Source organism: Rhizobium sp. B21/90 (assembly GCF_019355815.1).
In the GTDB taxonomy this organism is placed as follows: domain Bacteria; phylum Pseudomonadota; class Alphaproteobacteria; order Rhizobiales; family Rhizobiaceae; genus Rhizobium; species Rhizobium rhododendri.
Genome location: NZ_CP072163.1, coordinates 1,154,327 through 1,174,479 on the forward strand (window position 1 = coordinate 1,154,327; position 20,153 = coordinate 1,174,479).

20 protein-coding genes are annotated in these 20,153 nt (G+C 61.4%); 4 read left to right on the forward strand and 16 right to left on the reverse strand.

Features of this window, described 5'->3' with window-relative positions; genetic code table 11:
* Positions 1–11: 11 nt before the first annotated feature.
* Both J5278_RS23390 and J5278_RS23395 read right to left on the reverse strand, forming a co-directional pair.
* Positions 12–278 (reverse strand): hypothetical protein, encoded by a 267-nt coding sequence (locus J5278_RS23390; RefSeq protein WP_142831402.1) that lies wholly within the window; start codon positions 276–278, stop codon positions 12–14.
* Between the two features lie 120 nt (positions 279–398).
* Positions 399–1,223 carry a metallophosphoesterase gene (locus J5278_RS23395; RefSeq protein WP_219258524.1) on the reverse strand — a complete coding sequence of 275 codons (825 nt, stop codon included), beginning with the start codon at positions 1,221–1,223 and terminating at the stop codon, positions 399–401.
* A 295-nt stretch (positions 1,224–1,518) separates the two neighbouring features.
* On the opposite strand from J5278_RS23395, the gene J5278_RS23400 reads away from it, so the two are divergent.
* The 4 genes from J5278_RS23400 (at position 1,519) to J5278_RS23415 (ending at position 4,862) form a co-directional block, all read left to right on the forward strand.
* Positions 1,519–2,631 carry an ABC transporter substrate-binding protein gene (locus J5278_RS23400; RefSeq protein ID WP_219258526.1) on the forward strand — a complete coding sequence of 371 codons (1,113 nt, stop codon included), beginning with the start codon at positions 1,519–1,521 and terminating at the stop codon, positions 2,629–2,631.
* 7 nt (positions 2,632–2,638) lie between these two features.
* Positions 2,639–3,544 (forward strand): ABC transporter permease subunit, encoded by a 906-nt coding sequence (locus J5278_RS23405; RefSeq protein ID WP_247749340.1) that lies wholly within the window; start codon positions 2,639–2,641, stop codon positions 3,542–3,544.
* Position 3,545: 1 nt separating this feature from the next.
* Positions 3,546–4,295, forward strand: a complete 750-nt coding sequence (locus J5278_RS23410) for an ABC transporter permease (protein ID WP_219258528.1) — start codon at positions 3,546–3,548, stop codon at positions 4,293–4,295.
* 162 nt (positions 4,296–4,457) lie between these two features.
* The gene (locus tag J5278_RS23415; RefSeq protein ID WP_142831405.1) at positions 4,458–4,862 is read left to right on the forward strand and encodes a host attachment protein; all 405 of its coding nucleotides are present in this window, start codon (positions 4,458–4,460) and stop codon (positions 4,860–4,862) included.
* Positions 4,863–4,955: 93 nt separating this feature from the next.
* Here the strand turns inward: J5278_RS23415 and glpK are convergent, their stop codons facing one another.
* From glpK to J5278_RS23485, 14 genes are all read right to left on the reverse strand, one after another.
* Complete coding sequence (gene glpK, locus J5278_RS23420; protein WP_209229704.1) at positions 4,956–6,449, reverse strand: glycerol kinase GlpK; 1,494 nt, start codon at positions 6,447–6,449, stop codon at positions 4,956–4,958.
* Positions 6,450–6,590: 141 nt separating this feature from the next.
* The gene (locus tag J5278_RS23425) at positions 6,591–8,315 is read right to left on the reverse strand and encodes an ABC transporter substrate-binding protein (protein ID WP_142831407.1); all 1,725 of its coding nucleotides are present in this window, start codon (positions 8,313–8,315) and stop codon (positions 6,591–6,593) included.
* A gap of 75 nt (positions 8,316–8,390) precedes the next feature.
* Positions 8,391–8,678: a DUF2160 domain-containing protein gene (locus tag J5278_RS23430; protein ID WP_142831408.1), complete on the reverse strand. Its 288-nt coding sequence runs from the start codon at positions 8,676–8,678 to the stop codon at positions 8,391–8,393.
* Between the two features lie 2 nt (positions 8,679–8,680).
* Positions 8,681–9,529: a carbohydrate ABC transporter permease gene (locus J5278_RS23435; RefSeq protein WP_224128692.1), complete on the reverse strand. Its 849-nt coding sequence runs from the start codon at positions 9,527–9,529 to the stop codon at positions 8,681–8,683.
* A 1-nt stretch (position 9,530) separates the two neighbouring features.
* Complete coding sequence (locus J5278_RS23440; protein WP_142831409.1) at positions 9,531–10,397, reverse strand: carbohydrate ABC transporter permease; 867 nt, start codon at positions 10,395–10,397, stop codon at positions 9,531–9,533.
* Entirely contained in the window at positions 10,394–11,470 is a 1,077-nt protein-coding gene (locus tag J5278_RS23445; protein ID WP_209187984.1) for an ABC transporter ATP-binding protein, read from the reverse strand. The genes J5278_RS23440 and J5278_RS23445 overlap by 4 nt, the downstream gene beginning before the upstream one ends.
* A gap of 10 nt (positions 11,471–11,480) precedes the next feature.
* A complete protein-coding gene (locus J5278_RS23450) occupies positions 11,481–12,557 on the reverse strand; it encodes an ABC transporter ATP-binding protein (RefSeq protein WP_142831411.1) in 1,077 nt (358 codons plus the stop codon).
* Between the two features lie 58 nt (positions 12,558–12,615).
* Positions 12,616–14,112 carry a glycerol-3-phosphate dehydrogenase gene (gene glpD / locus J5278_RS23455; protein WP_209187983.1) on the reverse strand — a complete coding sequence of 499 codons (1,497 nt, stop codon included), beginning with the start codon at positions 14,110–14,112 and terminating at the stop codon, positions 12,616–12,618.
* Between the two features lie 122 nt (positions 14,113–14,234).
* Entirely contained in the window at positions 14,235–15,005 is a 771-nt protein-coding gene (locus J5278_RS23460) for a DeoR/GlpR family DNA-binding transcription regulator (RefSeq protein WP_142831413.1), read from the reverse strand.
* 111 nt (positions 15,006–15,116) lie between these two features.
* A complete protein-coding gene (locus tag J5278_RS23465) occupies positions 15,117–16,199 on the reverse strand; it encodes a DUF2218 domain-containing protein (RefSeq protein ID WP_219258532.1) in 1,083 nt (360 codons plus the stop codon).
* Positions 16,196–17,047: an ABC transporter ATP-binding protein gene (locus J5278_RS23470; protein ID WP_209207218.1), complete on the reverse strand. Its 852-nt coding sequence runs from the start codon at positions 17,045–17,047 to the stop codon at positions 16,196–16,198. Before J5278_RS23470 ends, J5278_RS23465 begins: the two co-directional genes overlap by 4 nt.
* A complete protein-coding gene (locus J5278_RS23475; protein ID WP_257623420.1) occupies positions 17,044–18,087 on the reverse strand; it encodes an iron chelate uptake ABC transporter family permease subunit in 1,044 nt (347 codons plus the stop codon). Before J5278_RS23475 ends, J5278_RS23470 begins: the two co-directional genes overlap by 4 nt.
* Entirely contained in the window at positions 18,084–19,127 is a 1,044-nt protein-coding gene (locus J5278_RS23480) for an iron chelate uptake ABC transporter family permease subunit (RefSeq protein ID WP_209207219.1), read from the reverse strand. Before J5278_RS23480 ends, J5278_RS23475 begins: the two co-directional genes overlap by 4 nt.
* A complete protein-coding gene (locus J5278_RS23485; protein WP_209207220.1) occupies positions 19,127–20,140 on the reverse strand; it encodes an ABC transporter substrate-binding protein in 1,014 nt (337 codons plus the stop codon). Before J5278_RS23485 ends, J5278_RS23480 begins: the two co-directional genes overlap by 1 nt.
* Positions 20,141–20,153 lie beyond the last annotated feature (13 nt).

Sequence of the window (20,153 nt, forward strand, 5' to 3'; positions counted from 1 at the left end):
TCCAAAACCGATCAGCGCTGGTCTGTATTCGACCGCAGTGGAAACATGTCTTCGCCGTAGCGATGAAGACGCGTGTGATGTCTGCGGCAAAGCCAGCGAACCCTCAGGGGTTCGTCATACTCGTCGTGATGGGCGTCGACGGCATCGTGACCACAGACTTCACAGCCGAGCTTTTCGAGATCGCCGGCGACGATGGCACGCTGCACCGCGAGATGAGCATTGTACTTCATCGGGTTGGCGCGGCGCCAATCTGCCTGCCTGGTTTGACTTTCGATCATTCTCGCGTTCCGATTGACGTCGTTGACTTCATTGAACTGATGCCCCCCGTTTGCCATAAAACGACATCGTTAGCCAGCCACGATCAAAATCTGCAACTGCTATGCCCGCAACGAGGACCGCTATTCCGGTTTCGGATAAATCGAGCCGTTATAATCCTCGATGTAGGTTTCCGAGATGCCCGCAACACTGTCGAAGCGGACCTTGAGCGCGCCGTCGGTAAAGTCGAGTATCGTGATACCGAGGTTTGCCGCGCCCGGCTGTGACGGCATCGACGCATCGCGCGACAGGAAGCTCGTCGCCGCTGCCCAGATCTGGCGGGGACCATCGGCGCCTGGAAGATCGAGGGTCCGGTGGATATGGGCGCTGACGATGGCAGCCGTTCCGGTGCTCTCCACCAGCATCCGCAACCGTTGCCGCGCGGCAGTCGGGATGGCCCAGTAGGGTCGATCGGCTTCGTCCCAGTTCTCTAGAAACAGCGGCATGTGGGTGAGCAGGACAGGGGCGCGCTCGCCCCGTCCGCCAAACGCCTCGTCAAGCCAATGCCACTGCTCGGCTTCTTCAGCCAATCTGGTCGCAAGAACCTGGCTGTCGATGCCGATCAGCCGCCATCCCGGAATATCGTCGCAAATCCAGCGGTCCGCGCCGAGATGCCGGTTCCAGCGCTCCAGTCTTTCGCGGCTTGCCGGCTGACGGCTGGCGCGCGAGATATCGCCCACGTCGTGGTTGCCGGGCAGCACAAGAACCGGCCGGCGGAGTGTGTCGAGAGATTGCCGCGCGAAAGCAAGATCCGCTTCCAGATTGGCGCCATCGAGCGTCAGGTCTCCGAGCACAATCGTGAATGCCACATCGAGATCGTTGACGTGCGCCACCGCCGCATTCCAGTTGGCAACGAAATCATCGGTCTTCGCGCCGATATGGGGATCTGCGATGATCGCAATCTGCATGATGGCCTCTCTGGTTCTGTCCGGTGGCGCGGTTTGTCGGCCCTCCGACGCAAGGGCCGCATTCCCGTAACGGATCGACGCGACAGTCCGGTGACAGCTGCCCGCCATAAGACGCACGCAGAAAGCGAATATATTTCAATCGGATACCGAGGCGCGATATCGCCCGTCACGCTTTTGAAACTTCTTAAATCTGTCAATTGCCTGTCACTGACGATGCCTATTGGCAAATCGCCACAAGCTTTCGACGGCTCTCCCAAACGGCCATCAGGCGATACGCAACCCGAAGGATTTTTCGATGAATTCGTTTCACATCAATCGCAGGACTTTATTGCAGGCGGGCTCGGCGGCGCTCGGCGCATCGCTGCTCAACCTCGGCCCGCTGCGTGCCGAAGCTGCGACCATGCCGGACGGCCTCGTTGCTGCCGCCAAGAAAGAAGGCGCGCTGAACGTCGTAGCCCTGTCGCCGAACTGGGTCTTCGGCAAGATGATGACCGACTTCTCAAAGCTCTACGGGATCGAGGTGAATGCCGCCAACCCGGAGGGTTCGTCGGCCGAGGAACTGCAGGCCGTTCGCAGCCTGAAAGGCCAGGATCGCGGGCCGGACACGCTCGATCTGGCGCCGTCCTTCGGGTTGCAAGCCGTCACCGACAATCTGCTGCAGCCCTACAAGGTCGCCACCTGGAACGATATTCCCTCGGAGGTTAAAAACCCCGATGGCCTCTGGCAGGGCTGCTACTACGGCATCATCTCCTTTGCCGTGAACAAGAGCGTCGTCAAGACCGTGCCGCGTAGCTGGGCTGACCTCCTGAAGCCGGAATACAAGGGCATGGTGTCCATGGGCGGCAGCCCCGTCCGGGCTGGCGATTCCTTCGCGGCCGTGATGGCGGCGGCTCTTGCCAACGGTGGCAGCTTCGACGATATCGCGCCCGGCGTGGAGTTTTTTGGCAAGCTTGCCGCTGCCGGCAACTACAATCCGATACAGAGCGACAAGGGCACCATGATGAGCGGCCAGACGCCGATCGCGCTGCGCTGGGACTACCTCAACCTGACGATTCGCGACGACGAAGCCGGCAAGGTCGATTTCGAAGTCGTCGTTCCCAATGATGGCGCGCCGTTCGGCAACTATTATTGCGAGGCGATCAGCGCCTATGCGCCGCACCCGAACGCCGCCAAACTGTGGCAGGAATATCTGTACAGCGATGAAGGCCAACTGGGCTTTCTTGCGGGCTACGCCCATCCGATCCGCTTTGCCAAGATGCTCGACGCCGGAGTGCTGCCCGCCGCGCTGCTGGCCAAGCTGCCATCTCCGGAAGCCTACAAGAGCGTGCGTTTTGCGAGCCAGGCGCAGATCGATGCCGCAAAGAAGGTTGTCGCCGACATGTGGCCCAAGACCGTGAAGACCAATTAAGCCAGGCATGGTGCAGCCCTTTGACCCCGCCAAGAGACGGTCACGCTCCGGGCACGGCGTCGGTGCGATGCTCAGGCAGTGGGGCCTACCGGTCCTGCTGGTGGCACCATTCCTGCTGTTCTCACTGGCATTCATGGTGGCGCCCACGCTCATGCTTGTCGTCCAGTCAGTCAGCACCCGCACCGGCTTCACGCTGGAATACATCGTTGCTTTGGGTGGCGAGACATTTCGTCTCGCCACCTATAATTCGATTGTGCTCTCCGTTGCGTCAGCAGCGGTTGGCGTCACCTGTGGCGGCGCCATTGCGGCGACCGTCATTCATCGCGATGCCCACCCGGCGCTCGGTGCCATCGCCTCGAGTTTCAGCGCAGTTGCGGCAAACTTCGCCGGCGTCCCGCTCGCCTTCGCATTCATTTCCAGCCTTGGCATGTTCGGCCTTCTCACCCGGGCGCTGAAGGTCTTAGGCATCGATATCTATGCCGCCGGCTTTAGCCTGTTCTCGTTGACCGGATTGACGATCGTCTATGCCTATTTCCAGATCCCTCTTATGATCATCATCATCATGCCGGCCTTGCAAGCCCTTCGCCGCGAATGGGCGGAGGCGGCAGAAAGCCTTGGCGCAACGCCTTGGCAATACGGGCGCCTGGTCGTCCTGCCAATCCTCGCCCCGTCGCTGATATCGGCATTTATCCTGCTGTTTGGATCAGCCTTCTCCGGCTATGCCACCGCCTATGCTCTGACCTCCGGCAATCTCGTGCTGCTGACCACGGAAATCGGTAATGTGCTGTCCGGCGATGTCATGAATTCGCCCCAGACCGGAGCGGCGCTCTCCGTCGCCATGATCGTGACGATGGCGGTCGTCGTTGCGACGAGTAACCTGCTGATGCGCCGCGCCCGGCGCCGGGGAGTGTGAGATGAGCGCCTGTAAGATGCTGCGTCGGCTTATCCTCGTTCTCGCGGCGACATATTTCGTGCTGCCGTTGGCGATGACTGCGATCTTCAGCCTTTGGGAAGGCGGCACCGCCTGTGGTGTATCCGCCTATGCCGCCGTCTTCAGCCACAAGGCCCTGCTGCAACCGTTGATCCTGTCGCTGGAACTGGGGGTGGCAACGATAGCAGCGATCTACATCATCCTTGCACCCGCAGTCATCGCCGCACATATCTACATGCCGCGCATGCGCGGGGTTATAGAGTTCGTGGCGATCCTACCCTTCGTGGTGCCGGCCATTGCTCTTGTCGGCGGTCTTTCGATGCTGGTTACGGGGCCGATGTGGCTAATCGGCTCGCCGTTCTATCTTGTCATTCCCTACTTCTTCCTGGCGTTGCCTTTCGCATTCCGTGCGCTCGATGTCGGCCTTGCGGCGCTCGATATCCGGACCTTGAAGGAAGCTGCGGAAAGCCTTGGGGCCGGCGGGCTGACGACGATCCGGCTGGTCGTGGTTCCCGGCATAGGCGCGGCAATCGTCAACTGTGCGCTGCTGACATTCACAGTCGTCATCGGAGAATTCACGGTCGCCAACATACTGCTGTTTCCAACCTTTCCGGTGGCGATCAATGAGGTCGGCAAGAGCTCGCCGACCCAGGCCGCCGCCCTTTCGATGATCAGCTTCGTGCTCACATGGCTGGCAATGCTGGTCATGATGGCATTTGGCCGGAAGACCTGAGCTGCGGGCCGGCGCCGACAGTCCGGCGCATTGAAAACACAGAGACAAGCACCATCCGAAGCCACGCCCGGGCGGAACAGATAAGCGCTCGAGGGGTTATTAGAGCAGCTGATATCAGTCGGCCAAACCGGCGAAATGCCACTTTGTGAATGGAAATCAGATATGCAAATTCCTCAGCACACCGTCATTGCCGTCGCCGACGGCGAAAAGCTCAACCTCTTCCAGAATGAAGGCGACGCGGCCAACGTCAAGCTGAAGGCAATGCCTGACGAGGCCGTCGACAGCTCTAAGATAGGCTCCGGCAGCCGCCACTCGAGCAGCTCTGCCAACCCCGACGACAGCCAGCAGGACGAAGACGGTTTTGGAGCCGGTGTCGCCGATCTTCTCAACAGAAAGGTGCTGGCGGGCAAGATCAAGAACCTCGTCGTGATTGCAGCGCCTCGTACGCTCGGCGAACTGCGCAAGGGCTACCACAAGACGGTATCCGACGTGCTGATCGGCGAACTCGCCAAGGACCTTACGGGTCATTCGATGCAGGACATCGAAAAGGCCTTGGCTGCAGCTTAACTGGAGCAAAACGAATGTTTGAGTTGCACCGGCCGCTCGTGGCCGGTGTATTTTTTTGGGCGTACCGCACTGAGGCTGGGCTCTATGTGAAGTCTACCCACCCGTTAGCGTGCGTGACACCGCATCGCGCCAGCCGGCGATCTTTGCCTGGCGATTGCTTTCGCTCATCGATGGCTCGAAACGCCGGTCGCAATTCCAGCGTTCGGCGAACTCCTTCTGGTCTGGCCAGACCTTGGCCCTGTGGCCGGCAAGCCAGGCGGCACCGAGTGCGGTTGTTTCCAGTATGGCGGCGCGGTCGACTGACGTCGAAATGATGTCGGCAAGGCGCTGCATCGTCCAGTCGGAGGCTGCCATGCCCCCATCGACGCGCAGCACTGTCTCGACATCGTGGCTGCCCCAGTCGCGTTTCATCGATAAAAGCAGGTCCATCGTCTGGTAGGCAACCGCTTCCAGCACGGCGCGGGCGATTTCGGCGGGGCCGCTGTTGCGTGTAAGGCCGAAGATCGCGCCGCGCGCCTCGGCATCCCAGTAGGGCGCGCCAAGACCGGTGAAGGCCGGCACGATGTAGACTTGCTGCTCTTCATCGGCAGCATCGGCAAGCTCGCCAGCCTCTGATGCCTTGCCGATGATCCCCAACCCGTCCCTCAACCACTGCACGGCAGCGCCGGCGATGAAGATCGAGCCCTCAAGGGCATAGGTGGTCACGCCGTCGAGACGATAGGCGATCGTCGTCAGCATGCGGTGGGACGAATTGACCCTTTCCACGCCCGTATTCAGCAGCGCGAAACAGCCGGTGCCATAGGTCGATTTCATCATGCCCGGTACAAAACACGCGTTGCCGATGGTCGCCGCCTGCTGGTCGCCGGCAACGCCAAGGATCGGGATCGCTGCACCGAACAGATCTGGCGTCGTTTCACCGAAATCGTCGGCGCAATCCCTGACGTCCGGCAGCAGGCTAGGGGGTATCCCCAGGATGGCGAGAAGTTCTTCGTCCCAACGATTATCGGTAATATTGTAAAGCAAGGTCCGGCATGCGTTGGTCGCATCGGTCAAATGCCTCTTGCCGCCGGTCAGTTTGTAGATCAGCCATGTATCGATGGTGCCAAAGCAGACAGAGCCGGTCTCCGCCTTGTCTCTTAACCCATCGACATTCTCGAGCAGCCAGCGCAATTTCGTGCCGGAAAAATAGGGATCGAGCAGAAGTCCGGTCTTGGCGGAAAACAGTTTCTCGTACCCGTCCGCCCTGAGGCTTTCGCAGATCTCGGCCGTGCGACGGTCCTGCCAGACAATGGCCGGGTGCAGTGGTGCACCCGTGTCGCGTTCCCAGACGACCGTCGTCTCGCGCTGGTTGGTGATACCGATGGCGGCGATGTCGGCGGCTCCAAGCTTCGCCTTCTCCAAAGCCTCGCGAACAACGTCGACGACTGTTTGCCAGATCTCCTGCGGATCGTGTTCGACCCAGCGCGGCTGCGGATAAGACTGGGTAATTTCCCGCTGCGCCGAGGCGACCATTTTCATCTCTCCATCGAAAACGATAGCCCGAGACGATGTCGTTCCCTGGTCGATTGCGAGAACATAGCTACTCATTCATGCGCTCCGATAAGGCAGTAAGCTGCGATCCCGCCGGTCGGCAGGTTGTTTGTGGGATGGTTTTGCGGGCAAAGGCCGCCGGGTGAACCGGCGGCCAAGGGGTGGCTCAGGCCATCGGGCCCGAGCCTGTAGATCCGGCTACTTGGACTGCCAGCTCTTCACCAGTTCGTCGTAGTTGACGGTCTGCGGCTTTTCCTTCTCCTCGGCAATCTTCAGCTGAGGCGCAAGGTTGCCCTTGGAGACGGCATCCTTGTTCCAGTAGGCCAGATCATGCTCTTCGGCGAGTTTGGGGCCGATATCGCCCTGGACCTTGGACCGCTCGATGCGCTCCATGACCTTTTCCTGGGCTTCGCAAAGCGAATCCATCGCTGCCTGGGCCGTCTTGGCACCGGATGCGGCATCGCCGACTGCCTGCCACCAGAGCTGGGCAAGTTTCGGATAGTCCGGAACGTTGGTGCCGGTTGGCGACCATTGCACGCGGGCCGGCGAGCGATAGAACTCGATCAGGCCGCCAAGCTTGGGTGCGCGCTCGGTGAAGCTCTTGTCGCGGATGGTCGACTCGCGGATGAAGGTCAGGCCGACATGGCTCTTCTTGACGTCGACCGTCTTCGAAGTGACGAACTGGGCGTAGAGCCAGGCAGCCTTGGCGCGGTCGGTCGGTGTCGATTTCATCAGCGTCCAAGATCCGACGTCTTGGTAGCCGAGCTTCATGCCGTTCTTCCAGTAGACGCCATGCGGGCTTGGAGCCATGCGCCATTTCGGCGTGCCGTCGTCGTTCATGACCGGCAGGCCGGGTTTGACCATGTCGGCTGTGAACGCCGTGTACCAGAAGATCTGCTGGGCGATATTGCCCTGTGCCGGCACGGGTCCGGATTCGGAGAAGGTCATGCCTTGCGATTCCTGCGGGGCATAGGCCTTTATCCAGTCGAGATATTTCTGGATCGAGTAGACGGCGGCAGGACCATTGGTATCGCCACCGCGCGCGACGCAGGAGCCGACCGGACGGGACTTCTCGTCGACCTTGATGCCCCATTCGTCGACAGGAAGGCCGTTCGGCAATCCCTTGTCACCGTTGCCGGCCATGGAAAGCCAGGCGTCGGTGAAGCGCCAGCCGAGCGACGGGTCCTTCTTGCCGTAGTCCATATGGCCGAAGACCTTCTTGCCACCGACATCCCGGCCGGTGAAGAATTCGGCGATATCCTCATAGGCAGACCAGTTGACGGGCACACCGAGCTCGTAGCCGTACTTGGCCTTGAAATCGGCCTTGTTCTTCGGATCGTTGAACCAATCGTAGCGGAACCAATAGAGGTTGGCGAACTGCTGGTCGGGAAGCTGGTAGAGCTTCTTGTCAGGAGCGGTGGTGAAGGATGTACCGATGAAGTCCTTGAGGTCGAGACCGGGATTGGTCACGTCCTTGCCTTCGCCGGCCATCCAGTCGGTCAGGTTGCGGACCTGCTGGTAGCGCCAGTGGGTGCCGATCAGGTCGGAGTCGTTTACCCAGCCGTCATAAAGGTTCTGGCCGGTCTGCATCTGCGTCTGGATCTTCTCGACGACGTCGCCTTCCTGGATGACGTCGTGGGTGACCTTGATGCCGGTGATGGCGGTAAAGGCCGGTGCCAGCACCTGCGATTCATACTGGTGGGTGGTCAGGGATTCCGAGACGACCTTAATTTCCATGCCTTTGAAGGGCTTGGCGGCGTCGATGAACCACTGCATTTCCTTTTCCTGCTCTGCCGGCGACAGCGTCGACATGTCGCCGATTTCCTTGCCGAGAAAGGTCTTTGCCTCCTCCATTCCCGCATAGGCAGTCCCAGTTACGGCCAGCAACAAGGCTGCCGTGGTCGTCAGTAGATGCGTTCGCATGATATCCTCCCGAATTGCGATTGCAGTTGTGTCAGTCCCGGAGCGCCGGATATCGGCGACCCGTATCGACTTGCCTCAGACGAAGCGGAATACGCCGACGGCGTAGGCAACGGAGAGAGCAAGAGCCCACCACAGGTTGGGTCCGACAAGACCCAGCCATGCGAGATGAATGAATGCGGAACCGAGCAGCGACACGAAGAACCGGTCGCCGCGGGTGGTTTCGAAATGAAGAATGCCGACGCGCGGATTTCCGCCCGGCGAGACATATTCCCAAAGCCCCATGCCCAGCAGCAGGACGAGTATCACCACGAAGAAAATGATCGTCGGCGGCGTCCATGCCATCCAGCTGAAATCGAGATTCATGATCATACCCTCCCGAGGGCAAAGCCCTTGGCGATGTAATTTCGAACGAAATAGATGACGAGCGCCCCTGGGATTAGCGTCAGTACGCCGGCCGCCGCCAGCAATCCCCAGTCCATACCGGCTGCCGAGACGGTTCTGGTCATCGTCGCGGCGATCGGCTTGGCGTCGGTCGTCGTCAGCGTCCGGGCGAGGAGCAACTCGACCCAGGAGAACATGAAGCAGAAGAACGCAGCGACCCCGATGCCGCTGGCGATCAGCGGAATGAAGATCTTCACGAAGAAGCGCGGGAAGGAATAGCCGTCGATATAAGACATCTCATCGATCTCCTTCGGCACGCCGGACATGAAACCCTCGAGAATCCAAACCGCCAGCGGCACGTTGAAGAGGCAATGGGCGAGAGCGACGGCGATATGCGTATCGATCAGGCCAAAGGCCGAGTAGAGCTGGAAGAACGGCAGGGCAAAGACCGCCGGCGGTGCCATGCGGTTGGTCAGCAGCCAGAAGAACAGGTGCTTGTCGCCAAGGAAACGGTAGCGCGAGAAGGCGTAGGCGGCAGGCAGGGCAGCGGCAACCGAGATCACCATGTTCATTACCACATAGATGATCGAGTTGATGTAGCCGGAATACCAGGCACTGTCGGTAAAGATGATGACGTAGTTGTGCAGCGTCGGGGCGTGGGGATAGAGCGTCATCGAGGAAACGATTTCCTCGTTGGTCTTGAAGCTCATATTGACCAGCCAGTAGATCGGCAGCAGCAGGCAGAGGATGTAGATCGTCGGGATCAGGAAGCCGAAGCGCGATCCCTCTGCCTTGAGGACCGGATTGGCGGATGGAGCGTGAGCGATAGCCATATCAGGTCTCCGCGTCGTAGCTGGTCATCACGGTGTAGAACACCCATGAGAGCAGCAGGATGATCAGGAAGTAGATGATCGACATGGCCGCAGCCGGGCCGAGATCGAACTGTCCGAGCGCGGTCTTCACCAGATCGATTGACAGGAACGTGGTCGAGTTGCCAGGTCCGCCGCCGGTGACGACGAAAGGCTCGGTGTAGATCATGAAGCTGTCCATGAAGCGCAGCAGGATGGCGATGGTCAGCACCCGCTTCATCTTCGGCAGCTGAATGTAACGGAACACGGCCATGCGGGACGCGCCATCGATCTTGGCGGCCTGGTAGAAAGCATCCGGAATGGACACCAGACCGGCATAGCACAGAAGCACAACGAGGCTCGTCCAGTGCCAGACATCCATGACGATAACGGTCAGCCAGGCATCGAGGGGATTGCGGACGTAGTTATAGTCGATACCCATGGAATTGAGCGTATGCCCAAGCAACCCGATATCGCCACGCCCAAACACCTGCCAGATCGTGCCGACGACGTTCCAGGGAATGAGCAGCGGCAGCGCCATTAGTACCAGGCAGACGGGGACCCCGAGACCCTTCTTCGGCATGTTCAGCGCGATGAAGATGCCGAGCGGAATTTCGAGCGCGAGGATGATGAAAGAGAACACCAGGTTGCGCTCGAGCGCGGACCAGAAGCGGTCGGACTTCAACGTCTGGACGAACCAGTCGGTACCGGCCCAGAAGAACTGGTTGTTGCCGAACGTATCCTGGACCGAATAATTGACCACCGTCATCAGCGGGATCACCGCCGAAAAGGCCACCAGCACCAGCACCGGCATGACGAGGAACCAGGCCTTGTTGTTCCATGGCTTGTTCATGCCCGTTCCTCCCGGCCGACACGCCAGGAATCGGCGTAGATACTGATGGCGGTGGGATCAAAGGTGATCCGTGGCTCCGATGGGATCTCGCCGTCTTCGGGAACGATGATGGCAATTGGCTGGCCCGCAAACTCGGCGCGGACGATTTTCTGACGGCCGATATCCTCGACCTTGCTGATCGTCACCGGCATGCCGTCGCGGTCGATGCGGATGAATTCGGGGCGAATGCCAAGCTCGGTCTTGGCCGCCTTTCCGGTGTCCGGCGCATAGCCGAGCGCCAGGGTCTGGTCGCCGACATGCACTGAGCTGCCTTCGACGCGCGCCGCCATGACGTTCATGCCGGGCGAGCCGATGAAATAGCCGACGAAGGTGTGACTTGGTCGCTCGAACAGCTCGGCCGGCGTACCGATCTGGACGATCTGTCCGTCGTACATGACCACGACCTTGTCTGCGAAGGTGAGCGCCTCCGTCTGGTCATGGGTCACATAGACCATGGTGTAGCCGAACTGCTTGTGCAGCAGTTTCAGTTGCGAGCGCAGCTGCCATTTCATGTGCGGGTCGATGACAGTCAGCGGCTCGTCGAACAGGATCGCGCTGACATCGTTGCGCACAAGGCCACGTCCGAGCGAGATCTTCTGCTTCTGGTCGGCGGTGAGGCCGCTGGCCTTGCGGTTCGCCCAGCTCGATAGATCGATCATGTCGAGCGTCTCGCGGACCCGGAGATCGACGTCGGCTTCAGCCACGCCCCTGTTGCGCAGCGGAAATGCCAGGTTGTCGTAGACCGTCATGGTGTCGTAGACGACCGGAAACTGGAAAACCTGGGCAATGTTGCGCTCCTGCGTCGGCAGATCGGTGACGTCCCTGCCGTCGAACAGGATGCGGCCATGGGACGGGCGCAGAAGGCCCGAAATGATGTTGAGCAAGGTCGTCTTGCCGCAGCCGGAGGGTCCCAGCAGCGCATAGGCGCCACCGTCCCGCCACTCGTGGTGGACTTCGCGCAGCGCATAATCCTTGTCTGCCGTCGGGTTCGGCGCATAGGCATGGCGGATGTGATCGAGCGTGATGCGTGCCATTTCCGGTCTCCTATCCGTTCGCCGCGCGGGCAATCGAGTGTCCCGCGGTATCGAAGGCCATCAGGTGGCGGGTATCGACGAACAGGTCGACGATGGTGTCGGGATCGATATCGTGGATGCCATGTTCCAGCATCACCCAGCGCGAGCCTGCCGCCTCCACGTGGATAAAGCTTTCGGAGCCGGCGATTTCGGAGATGATCACCCGCGCCTTGAGGGCTGCCGAAGTTTCATGCCGCCTCGCGACAGACAGATGGTGAGGCTGGAAGGCTATGACGCATGGACCTTCCGGCACGCCGGCGAGGTGGTCCGGCAGCTGCAGGATCGTTTCTCCGTCGCGCTGCAGCGCATTGCCGGCGCGCACCAGTGCGATCGTATTCAGCGGCGGATCGGCGAAGGTCCGGGCGGTGACGAGGTCGGCAGGGTTGCGATAGACGTCGATGGTCGGACCGAACTGGCTGATGCGCCCTTCGCTGAGCGACGCGGTGTTGCCGCCAAGCAGCAGAGCCTCGGACGGTTCGGTCGTGGCATAAACGAAGATCGATCCCGAGGCGGCAAACAGGCGAGGCAGTTCCTCGCGCAATTCCTCGCGCAGTTTGTAGTCGAGATTGGCGAGTGGCTCGTCGAGCAGCACGAGGCGGGCGTTCTTGACGATGGCACGCGCCAGCGCCGTGCGCTGCTGCTGGCCACCGGAGAGGTTGAGCGGCAGGCGGTCGAGATAGGGCGTCAGCTTCATGAGCTCGGCGGCCTTGCGCACTTCGCGGTCCACCGTCTGCTTATCCTTGCCGGCAATCCGCATCGGCGACGCGATATTCTCGTAGACCGTCATCGCCGGATAATTGATGAACTGCTGATAGACCATGGCGACCGAGCGCTTCTGCACCGGCAGGCCGGTAACATCGACGCCATCGAAGTGAACCGTTCCCGAGGTTGGCTTGTCCAGCCCGGCCATCAGCCGCATCAGAGACGTCTTGCCGGACAAGGTCGGACCCAGCAGGACGTTCAGTGTTCCTCCCTGAAGGACAAGGCTGGAGGGGTGAATATGATATTCACTGCCCGCCATCTTGGCCACATTTCGCAATTCCAGCATTAAATCCCCGTGCCTCCTCCAAACCAGCGGTGATATTGTCCTCGAGCGGCAAACGCTCCTAGTGCGTGATCACCCCGGCGATAAAAGTCTCAAGTTCTGCGGCCTGATCCTTCGACAGATACAGTCCCTTCTTGGTCCGGCGCCAAAGCACGTCCTCCGCGTGCCTTGCCCATTCCATGTCGATCAGCCACCGGACCTCGCATTCGAAAAGGTCGTCGCCGAAATTACGGCCGAGATCGGACGCGTTTGCTGCCTTGCCGAGCAGGAGCGCCGCGTTCGTGCCGTAGAGCCGGACAAGCCGTCGGGCATGGCGGTCGGCCAGAAACGGGTAGGAGCCCTTGAGCTTGGCAACTTCGCTCTCATAGCCCGTCGCGGCAAAGGCACCGCCGGGCAGGCTGCTGCCGGCCGTCCAGACCTTGCCTTTGACACCGATCGCATCGCCGATCTTCTCCAGCGCGTGCTCTGCAAGGCGCCTGTAGGTGGTCAGCTTGCCACCGAAGATGTTGAGCAGTTCACCGCCACCGGGCAGTTCCTCGCGCTTCAGCACATAGTCCCGCGTCGCTTCCTGCGCCTTCGAGGCGCCGTCGTCGAACAGCGGACGAACGCCGGAATAGGACCAGACGATGTCATCAGGCGTTACCGGTTCGGCAAAATATTCGCTGGCGGCGCTGCAGAGATAGTCGACCTCGCGCTGCGTGATGCGGATATCCTTCGGATCGCCCTCGAAATCCTGGTCGGTCGTCCCGATCAGGGTAAAATCCTGCTCGTAGGGAATTGCGAAGATGATACGATTGTCAGGGTTCTGGAAGAAATAGGCGCGTGGATCGTCGAACTTCTTCCTGACGACGATGTGGCTGCCCTGGACGAGCCGCACATTGTGAACCTGGTTCTTGCCGAATGCACTGGACAGCACCTGATCGACCCAGGGGCCTGCCGCATTGACAAGCATGCGCGCCTGAAAGCTGTCGATCCTGCCTGTTGCCATATCCTGCGTCTCGACAGACCAGGCATTTTTTTCCCAGCGCGCCGACCGCACGCGGGTCCGCGGCATGATCTGGGCTCCGCGATCGGCAGCATCCCGGGCGTTGAGGACGACAAGCCGCGCATCGTCGACCCATCCGTCGGAATATTCAAAGGCCTTGGTGAACAGGGATTTCAATGGCTTGCCTGCCGGATCCTTGCGCATGTCGACAACGGACGTCGCCGGAAGCAGCTTTCTGCCGCCGATATGGTCGTAGAGGAAAAGCCCGAGGCGAATGAGCCAGGCCGGGCGGATGCCGCCCTTCTGGTAGGGCAGGACGAAGCGCATCGGCCAGATAATATGCGGCGCCATGGCCCATAGGACCTCGCGCTCCATCAGCGATTCGCGAACCAGCCGGAATTCGTAATGCTCGAGATAGCGCAGGCCGCCATGGATAAGCTTGGTCGATCCGGAAGATGTGCCGGAGGCGAAATCGTTCATTTCGGCCAGCGCGACCTTATAGCCACGGCCGGCCGCGTCGCGCGCAATGCCGCAGCCGTTGATACCGCCGCCAATGACAAAAAGATCGAACATTCTATCCCCCACTGCCTCTCCCCCAAGAGCCAGACCTTCGCAATGCACAAATTTATTGCGCTTGCGGTACGGGATACATCTGAAACGAAAACATAACGAATGTCAAACGAAAGTTTCGCGGGTCAGCTCGCTTTTGATGTCTCGATCAGCGCGACGTTGCTGTCGTGGCAGATCGTCCGGATGGCCTCGACGGAACAGTGGTCGGTGATCAATGTCTGGACCTGCGACAGCTGTCCGATCCGCACCGGTGCCGTGCGCTCGAATTTGGTGGAATCCGCCACCAGAATGACATGCCGGGCATTGGCGATGATCGCCTGTGCCACCTTCACCTCGCGAAAATCGTAGTCGAGCAGGGCGCCGTCGGAATCGATGGCGGAGGCGCCGATGACTGCGTAATCGACCTTGAATTGCCGGATGAAATCGACGGCCGCTTCGCCGACGATGCCGCCGTCCGAAGCGCGCACGACGCCACCCGCAACCACGACCTCGATTGCCGAATAAAGGCGTAACCGATTGGCCACATTGATGTTGTTGGTGATCACCATCAGCTCATGGTGGGCGATCAGGGCCTCGCTTACCGCCTCGGTCGTCGTGCCGATATTGATGAAAAGCGATGCGTTGTTGGGAATGAGTTGGGCAGCTGCGGCGCCGATCGCCTGCTTCTCGGCGGAGGCTATCTGACGGCGCTGCTCGTAGCGCACATTCGCAGTGCCGCTGGGCAGGCTGGCGCCGCCGTGCATGCGTGTCAGCATTTGCCCGTCGCAGAGATCGTTGAGATCCTTGCGTATGGTCTGCGGCGTCACATTGAACCGCGTCGCGAGATCGTCGACGAGAACGCGGCCCGTCGATTTGGCAAGAGCAACGATCTCGGTCTGGCGATCTGTCAAAAACATCGATTCATCCTTCGCTGGCATCGCGTTTGCGCGAAAGCGAACTTAACCGCAATGAAAGAGAAAACTCAAAGGCGATCTGTCGTCACGGACACGAAACCGAGCGCAAATCCATCACGGCTGATTTACCGCGTCAGGCTTTGGCTTCTCCCAGTACCACGCCGCATAAGTCAACTTGCGATCATGGCCCTTTTGCTTCAGGAGCGCGCGAATGGGGCGCATCTCGTCTCTTTCGCAGGCCACCCAGACATAGGTCTGCGCATCCGCCGCGCTGATCGCGGTCCTGACCGCGTCGCCGAACCGATAACCGGTATCACTCTTGTCATCCTTCCGGTGGAGCCAGCGCACATCCAGAGTTCCCGATGTTGGCAAGGGTTGCTCCTCGCCTGCATCCTCCACCAAGATGATGGCCTGCATCCGGATATGGGCCGGCACTTCTGCCGCGATCCGGGCGATGGCTGGAAGCGCCGTTGCGTCGCCTGCGAGGAGCATGGACGACGCCTGCGGAATTCCACCGCCGCCGGGCCCAAGAAACGCCAACTTTTGCCCCGGTCTCGCCTTGCGCGCGAATTCGGCACCGGGCGCCGCGACATCGTGCGTGGCATGCTGCAGGAAATCGATCCATAATTCACGGCGTGCGACATCGACAGCACGGATCGTATAGACCCGTACCGCGAGTTCGTCTTCCCCCTCGGGCCAGCCGGTCCTGCCGTCCGCCAGCAGGGTCGGCCAGACCGGTATGCGTCCGTCGGGCGGCAGCAGGACACGCACATGCATGCCGCCGCCGATGAACGGTGTGAGATCCTCGCAGCTGAACTTGACCCGCCGCATATGTGGCGTGACGTCCGCGGCGGACACCACGGTTACCTCGCGCAGATCGGGCAGGATGCCGGGCGCCGGTGGCGTCGACCAGCTAAGCTCTAAAGGTTCTTCGCCGGCGAAGTAGACCAGATGCTCGACAATGTTGTTGCAGGTCAGCTGCAGCGCCTGTTCCGTTGCGCAAGCGAGTTCTATGAGCAGGCGGCTGTCCTTTAGGCGGATGGCGACAAGTGCCGTTTCGCTTCTCAGCAGCGCCAGATTGCCCGTCCGCTCGACGCTCGAATGCTCGACGAAATGCTCGCAGATCTCATCCAGCATGCTTGCGGCATCGTGCGGAATTGCGACGCCGTTCAACTTGAACTCCCGCGCAATGCTCATGCGATATGCTCGTTGTCTGCAGCGGGGCCGGGGATGTCGGCGACCGGCCGGGCTTGCGCTGCCGAGTGGCGCCCGCGCGGCACGATCATTGGGGTTCCCGTCACCGGATCCGGAACGATGACGCAGGCAAGGCCGAAGACGCTTTCTATCAGTTGTTCGGTGACGATCGCTGCCGGCGTGCCTTCGGCAACGATGGCGCCGTCGCGCATCGCGATCAGGTGCGTGGCATAGCGGCAGGCATGGTTGAGATCATGCAGCACCGCAACGACGGTGCGTCCGTCGGCGTTGATTTCGGCCAACAGGTCGAGCAGGTCGATCTGGTGGGTGATATCGAGAAAGGTGGTTGGCTCGTCGAGGAGCAGGATCGGTGTCTGCTGGGCCAGAACCATGGCGAGCCAGACCCTCTGGCGTTGCCCGCCGGACAGTTCGTCGACGAGCCGGGTGGCAAGGTCGGCGACCCCTGTGGCTGACATCGCAGACGCGACGGCCTGCTGATCGGCGGCCGACCATTGGCGAAAGATCGACTGGTGCGGATAACGGCCGCGCGACACGAGGTCTTCGACGGTAATGCCGTCGGGTGCGATAGAACTCTGCGGCAAAAGCCCGAGCCGGCGCGCCACGTCCCTGGCCGGCAGACTTCCAATGCTGGCACCGTCGAGGATGATCTCCCCCTGCGTCGGCCGAAGCAGGCGCGACAAGGCCCGCAGCAATGTCGACTTGCCACAGGCATTCGGGCCGACGATAACGGTAAATGCGTTATCCGGAATGGTCACCGAGAGCTCGCGGGCGACCGTCAACTCCCGGTAGCGCAAAGTCACTGCTTCCGCGCGCAGTCTGGCCGTCGTCATTTGCGTCCCTCGCTGACTAGCACCCATATGAAATACAGGCCGCCGATATTAAACGTCATTACGCCGACCGGCAGCTGGAGGCCGAGCGCGTGCTGGGCTGCCCAATCCGAGGCGACGAGCAATACCCCGCCCATCAGCGCCGATGGTACCAGCGCCACCCCGGCCGACCGGGTCACGCGCCGCGCAAGCTGCGGCGCTGCCAGCGCGATGAATGCGATGGGGCCTGCCGCAGCCGTTGCCACCGCGATCAGGGCCACGCCGATGACGGCCAGCGCCAGCCGGACGCGATCCGGCGACACACCAGACGAAAGCGCCGCCTCGTCGCCGAGTTCGAGCTGACGGAGGGGCCTTGCCAGGGCAAGGGAGATCGGCACGAGCACTGCCAGCGCCACCGATACCGCCAGCAGGCGATCAAGGCCGAGGCCGTTCAGCGAGCCCGCCGCCCACATGGCAGCCGACATCGCGACCTGCAGGTCCGCCTTGCGGATCATCCAGACATTGGCGGCAGACAGCATGGCGGCGACCGCGACACCGACGACGATCAGCCGAAATCCGTCGATACCCCCTCGGTAGGTCAGCATGTAGACTGCGATCGCCGTTGCCAGACCGCCGATCAGTGCGCCCGTGGCTGTCCCTAAATAGCCCTCTGACAACAGCAGCATCGCCACCAGTGAGCCGGTGTGGGCGCCGGCAGAAAAGCCGATGATATCCGGCGAACCGAGCGGATTACGCGTCAGCGACTGGAAAATAGCACCGCTGATGCCGAGCGCGGCGCCGATCAGCAGCGCAAGCAGGGCGCGGGGCAGGCGCCATTCGAGAACGATCATCTCCTGCATCTGGTCGCCCCGCCCCGAAAGGGTCCGCGCGACACCCGACATTGAAACCGCATAGTCGCCGGAAACCAGCGACAGCAGCACGAGCATGAGGCAGACAGCCAGCATGAAGGCGCAGGCGATAACACTCCGGCTGCGCAACCGCAGCGAAAGCCGCCCACGGGGCGAGCGCAGAACGATGACGCCTGGATCCGCCGCCCGCGTCACAGCCCGCTCACTTTCTGCCGCTGCACCAGGAGGATCAGGACGGGCGCGCCGATGAAGGCGGTGACGATGCCGGCTTCCAGTTCACCCGGGAGGAGAAGACGCCCGATAATGTCGGCCGACAGCAGCAGGATCGGGGCAAAGATCATCGTGCCGGCGAAAATCAGCCGCTGATCGGGGCCGAACAGCCAGCGCACGACATGCGGCGTCATCAGGCCGATGAAGCCGATCGGTCCGACCGCCGCCGTGCCACCACCGGCAAGAAGGGTCAAGGACACAGCCGCCAGGATGCGGCTGCGGACAACATGGGTGCCCAGCGCCCGGGCGGTGTCATTGCCGAGCGCTATCGAATTCATCGCCGGTGCGATGAGGCCCGCGATGCCAAGCCCGACGATAAGGAACGGCGCCACCGCAGACACCACCGCCATGTCGCGGCCGCCGAGAGCGCCGATCGACCAGAGACGCATGCTGTCGAAGCCGACCGGATCGAGCAGTACGATGGCTGATCCGAGGCCGCCAAGCAACGCATTGATCGCGACGCCTGCAAGCAGCAGCCGGACCGGGGTCGCTCCGGCGCGACTGAGCGAGCCGAGCACATAGACGATCACAGTGACAACGATGGCGCCGAGAAAGGCAAACCAGAGATAATTGCTCACCGCCTGCAGGCCGAATACGCCGGCAGCAATCGTCACGAAAAAGGCAGCGCCGGCATTGACGCCGAGTAGACCGGGATCGGCGAGCGCATTGCGCGTGATCGCCTGGATGATGGCACCGGACACACCGAAACCCGCTCCGCATAAAAGCCCCAGCAACGTGCGCGGCAAGCGATAGTCGCGGACCGCAATGTGATCTGGCAGGCGAGCGTCATAGGCCGTCAACGCATCGAAGACGGTGGAGAGAGAAACAGAACGCGCGCCGACGGCCAGGCTGACCAGGCACAGGACCACCAGCAGCAGAAAGCCCGCAACGGCAACTGCCAGCCGTTGCCGTGCTGTATGGTGCTTTCCCGCTGTGGGCTGCGAGGGGACTGTGGCAGACGGCATCACGGGGCAAGTCCGGCACGGACCGCCGAGGCTACCGATGTCCTGGGGTCGCCATCGAGTGCTGCTGCAATATCGGCCTCGAGTGCAGACAGCACGAAGGGCAACGACAGGACGCTGCCGAAAGACAGCGCGGCTGCGACCGTACCGCCCGCAAAGACTTCGCGACCCTCGGCATGGGCCTTCAGGACACGGCGCATCGGCAGGGCGGCGAGATCGGTAGCGGTTTCGGAGGACGATACCCAAAGGACGATATCCGCTTCGAGAGCGGACAGGTCTTCCGGTGAAAGTTTTTGATAGAAGCTTTTGGACCCATCGAGCAGGCGGCTGGCGGCTGTGGGGGCAAATCCGAGCTCGGTCAGGAAATGGCCGCGCGTGTCCGAGGATGCGAAAAATCCGGTCTCGCTGCCATAGTGATAGGCGGCGACAGCCGTGCGTCCGCCCCAATCCGGATGTCGCAGGCGCGCTGCCGCAAAGTCCTGGCGGGTCTTGGCGACCAGTTCGTCGGCTAGGCGATCCTTGCCGACGGCGCGACCGATCAGCCGTGTCATCTCATCCCAAGGCATGCCATAGGCCGGAAACGCCTTCGGCTGCATCAGCACGGGCGCAATGCGGGAAAGCCCGGCGTACTCTGCTTCCGATATGCCTGACCCGATGCCGACGATCAGATCCGGCTGCAAGGTAGCGACGAGTTCCAACCCGACATTGCCCTTGATGACAACGGGGCGGGCGTCCTTCAGAAAAGGCTGCGCCCATGGCCAGACGGCAAACGGCTGGTCGCCGAACCAGTCGCGTATCGCAAGCGGGATGACATCGAGCGCGAGCAGGGGATCTTGGGTGAGGTAGCCCAGCGATACGACACGGGTAGCGGGCTTCGGCAGGACGGTCACGCCGAAGGCATGATCGAATTGCAGCGGCCCGTCGGCAGCGATGGCGGGTGTGTGCATCAGCTCCGGCGCCAAGAGAGCGGTTGCCAGCCCGCACAGCAGGTCGCGACGACGGGTAACGAGAGCCATGACATCCATTCCT

Excerpts from the sequence above, each read along its gene's own strand:
- J5278_RS23450 (WP_142831411.1), bottom strand. The coding sequence starts at position 12,557 with ATGCTGGAATTGCGAAATGTGGCCAAGATGGCGGGCAGTGAATATCAT.
- J5278_RS23410 (WP_219258528.1), top strand. The coding sequence starts at position 3,546 with ATGAGCGCCTGTAAGATGCTGCGTCGGCTTATCCTCGTTCTCGCGGCG.
- glpD (WP_209187983.1), bottom strand. The coding sequence starts at position 14,112 with ATGTTCGATCTTTTTGTCATTGGCGGCGGTATCAACGGCTGCGGCATT.
- J5278_RS23480 (WP_209207219.1), bottom strand. The coding sequence starts at position 19,127 with ATGCCGTCTGCCACAGTCCCCTCGCAGCCCACAGCGGGAAAGCACCAT.
- J5278_RS23485 (WP_209207220.1), bottom strand. The coding sequence starts at position 20,140 with ATGGCTCTCGTTACCCGTCGTCGCGACCTGCTGTGCGGGCTGGCAACC.
- J5278_RS23470 (WP_209207218.1), bottom strand. The coding sequence starts at position 17,047 with ATGACGACGGCCAGACTGCGCGCGGAAGCAGTGACTTTGCGCTACCGG.
- J5278_RS23400 (WP_219258526.1), top strand. The coding sequence starts at position 1,519 with ATGAATTCGTTTCACATCAATCGCAGGACTTTATTGCAGGCGGGCTCG.
- J5278_RS23405 (WP_247749340.1), top strand. The coding sequence starts at position 2,639 with ATGGTGCAGCCCTTTGACCCCGCCAAGAGACGGTCACGCTCCGGGCAC.
- J5278_RS23430 (WP_142831408.1), bottom strand. The coding sequence starts at position 8,678 with ATGAATCTCGATTTCAGCTGGATGGCATGGACGCCGCCGACGATCATT.
- J5278_RS23445 (WP_209187984.1), bottom strand. The coding sequence starts at position 11,470 with ATGGCACGCATCACGCTCGATCACATCCGCCATGCCTATGCGCCGAAC.
- J5278_RS23440 (WP_142831409.1), bottom strand. The coding sequence starts at position 10,397 with ATGAACAAGCCATGGAACAACAAGGCCTGGTTCCTCGTCATGCCGGTG.
- J5278_RS23460 (WP_142831413.1), bottom strand. The coding sequence starts at position 15,005 with ATGTTTTTGACAGATCGCCAGACCGAGATCGTTGCTCTTGCCAAATCG.
- J5278_RS23425 (WP_142831407.1), bottom strand. The coding sequence starts at position 8,315 with ATGCGAACGCATCTACTGACGACCACGGCAGCCTTGTTGCTGGCCGTA.
- J5278_RS23415 (WP_142831405.1), top strand. The coding sequence starts at position 4,458 with ATGCAAATTCCTCAGCACACCGTCATTGCCGTCGCCGACGGCGAAAAG.
- J5278_RS23465 (WP_219258532.1), bottom strand. The coding sequence starts at position 16,199 with ATGAGCATTGCGCGGGAGTTCAAGTTGAACGGCGTCGCAATTCCGCAC.
- J5278_RS23395 (WP_219258524.1), bottom strand. The coding sequence starts at position 1,223 with ATGCAGATTGCGATCATCGCAGATCCCCATATCGGCGCGAAGACCGAT.
- J5278_RS23390 (WP_142831402.1), bottom strand. The coding sequence starts at position 278 with ATGATCGAAAGTCAAACCAGGCAGGCAGATTGGCGCCGCGCCAACCCG.
- J5278_RS23435 (WP_224128692.1), bottom strand. The coding sequence starts at position 9,529 with ATGGCTATCGCTCACGCTCCATCCGCCAATCCGGTCCTCAAGGCAGAG.
- glpK (WP_209229704.1), bottom strand. The coding sequence starts at position 6,449 with ATGAGTAGCTATGTTCTCGCAATCGACCAGGGAACGACATCGTCTCGG.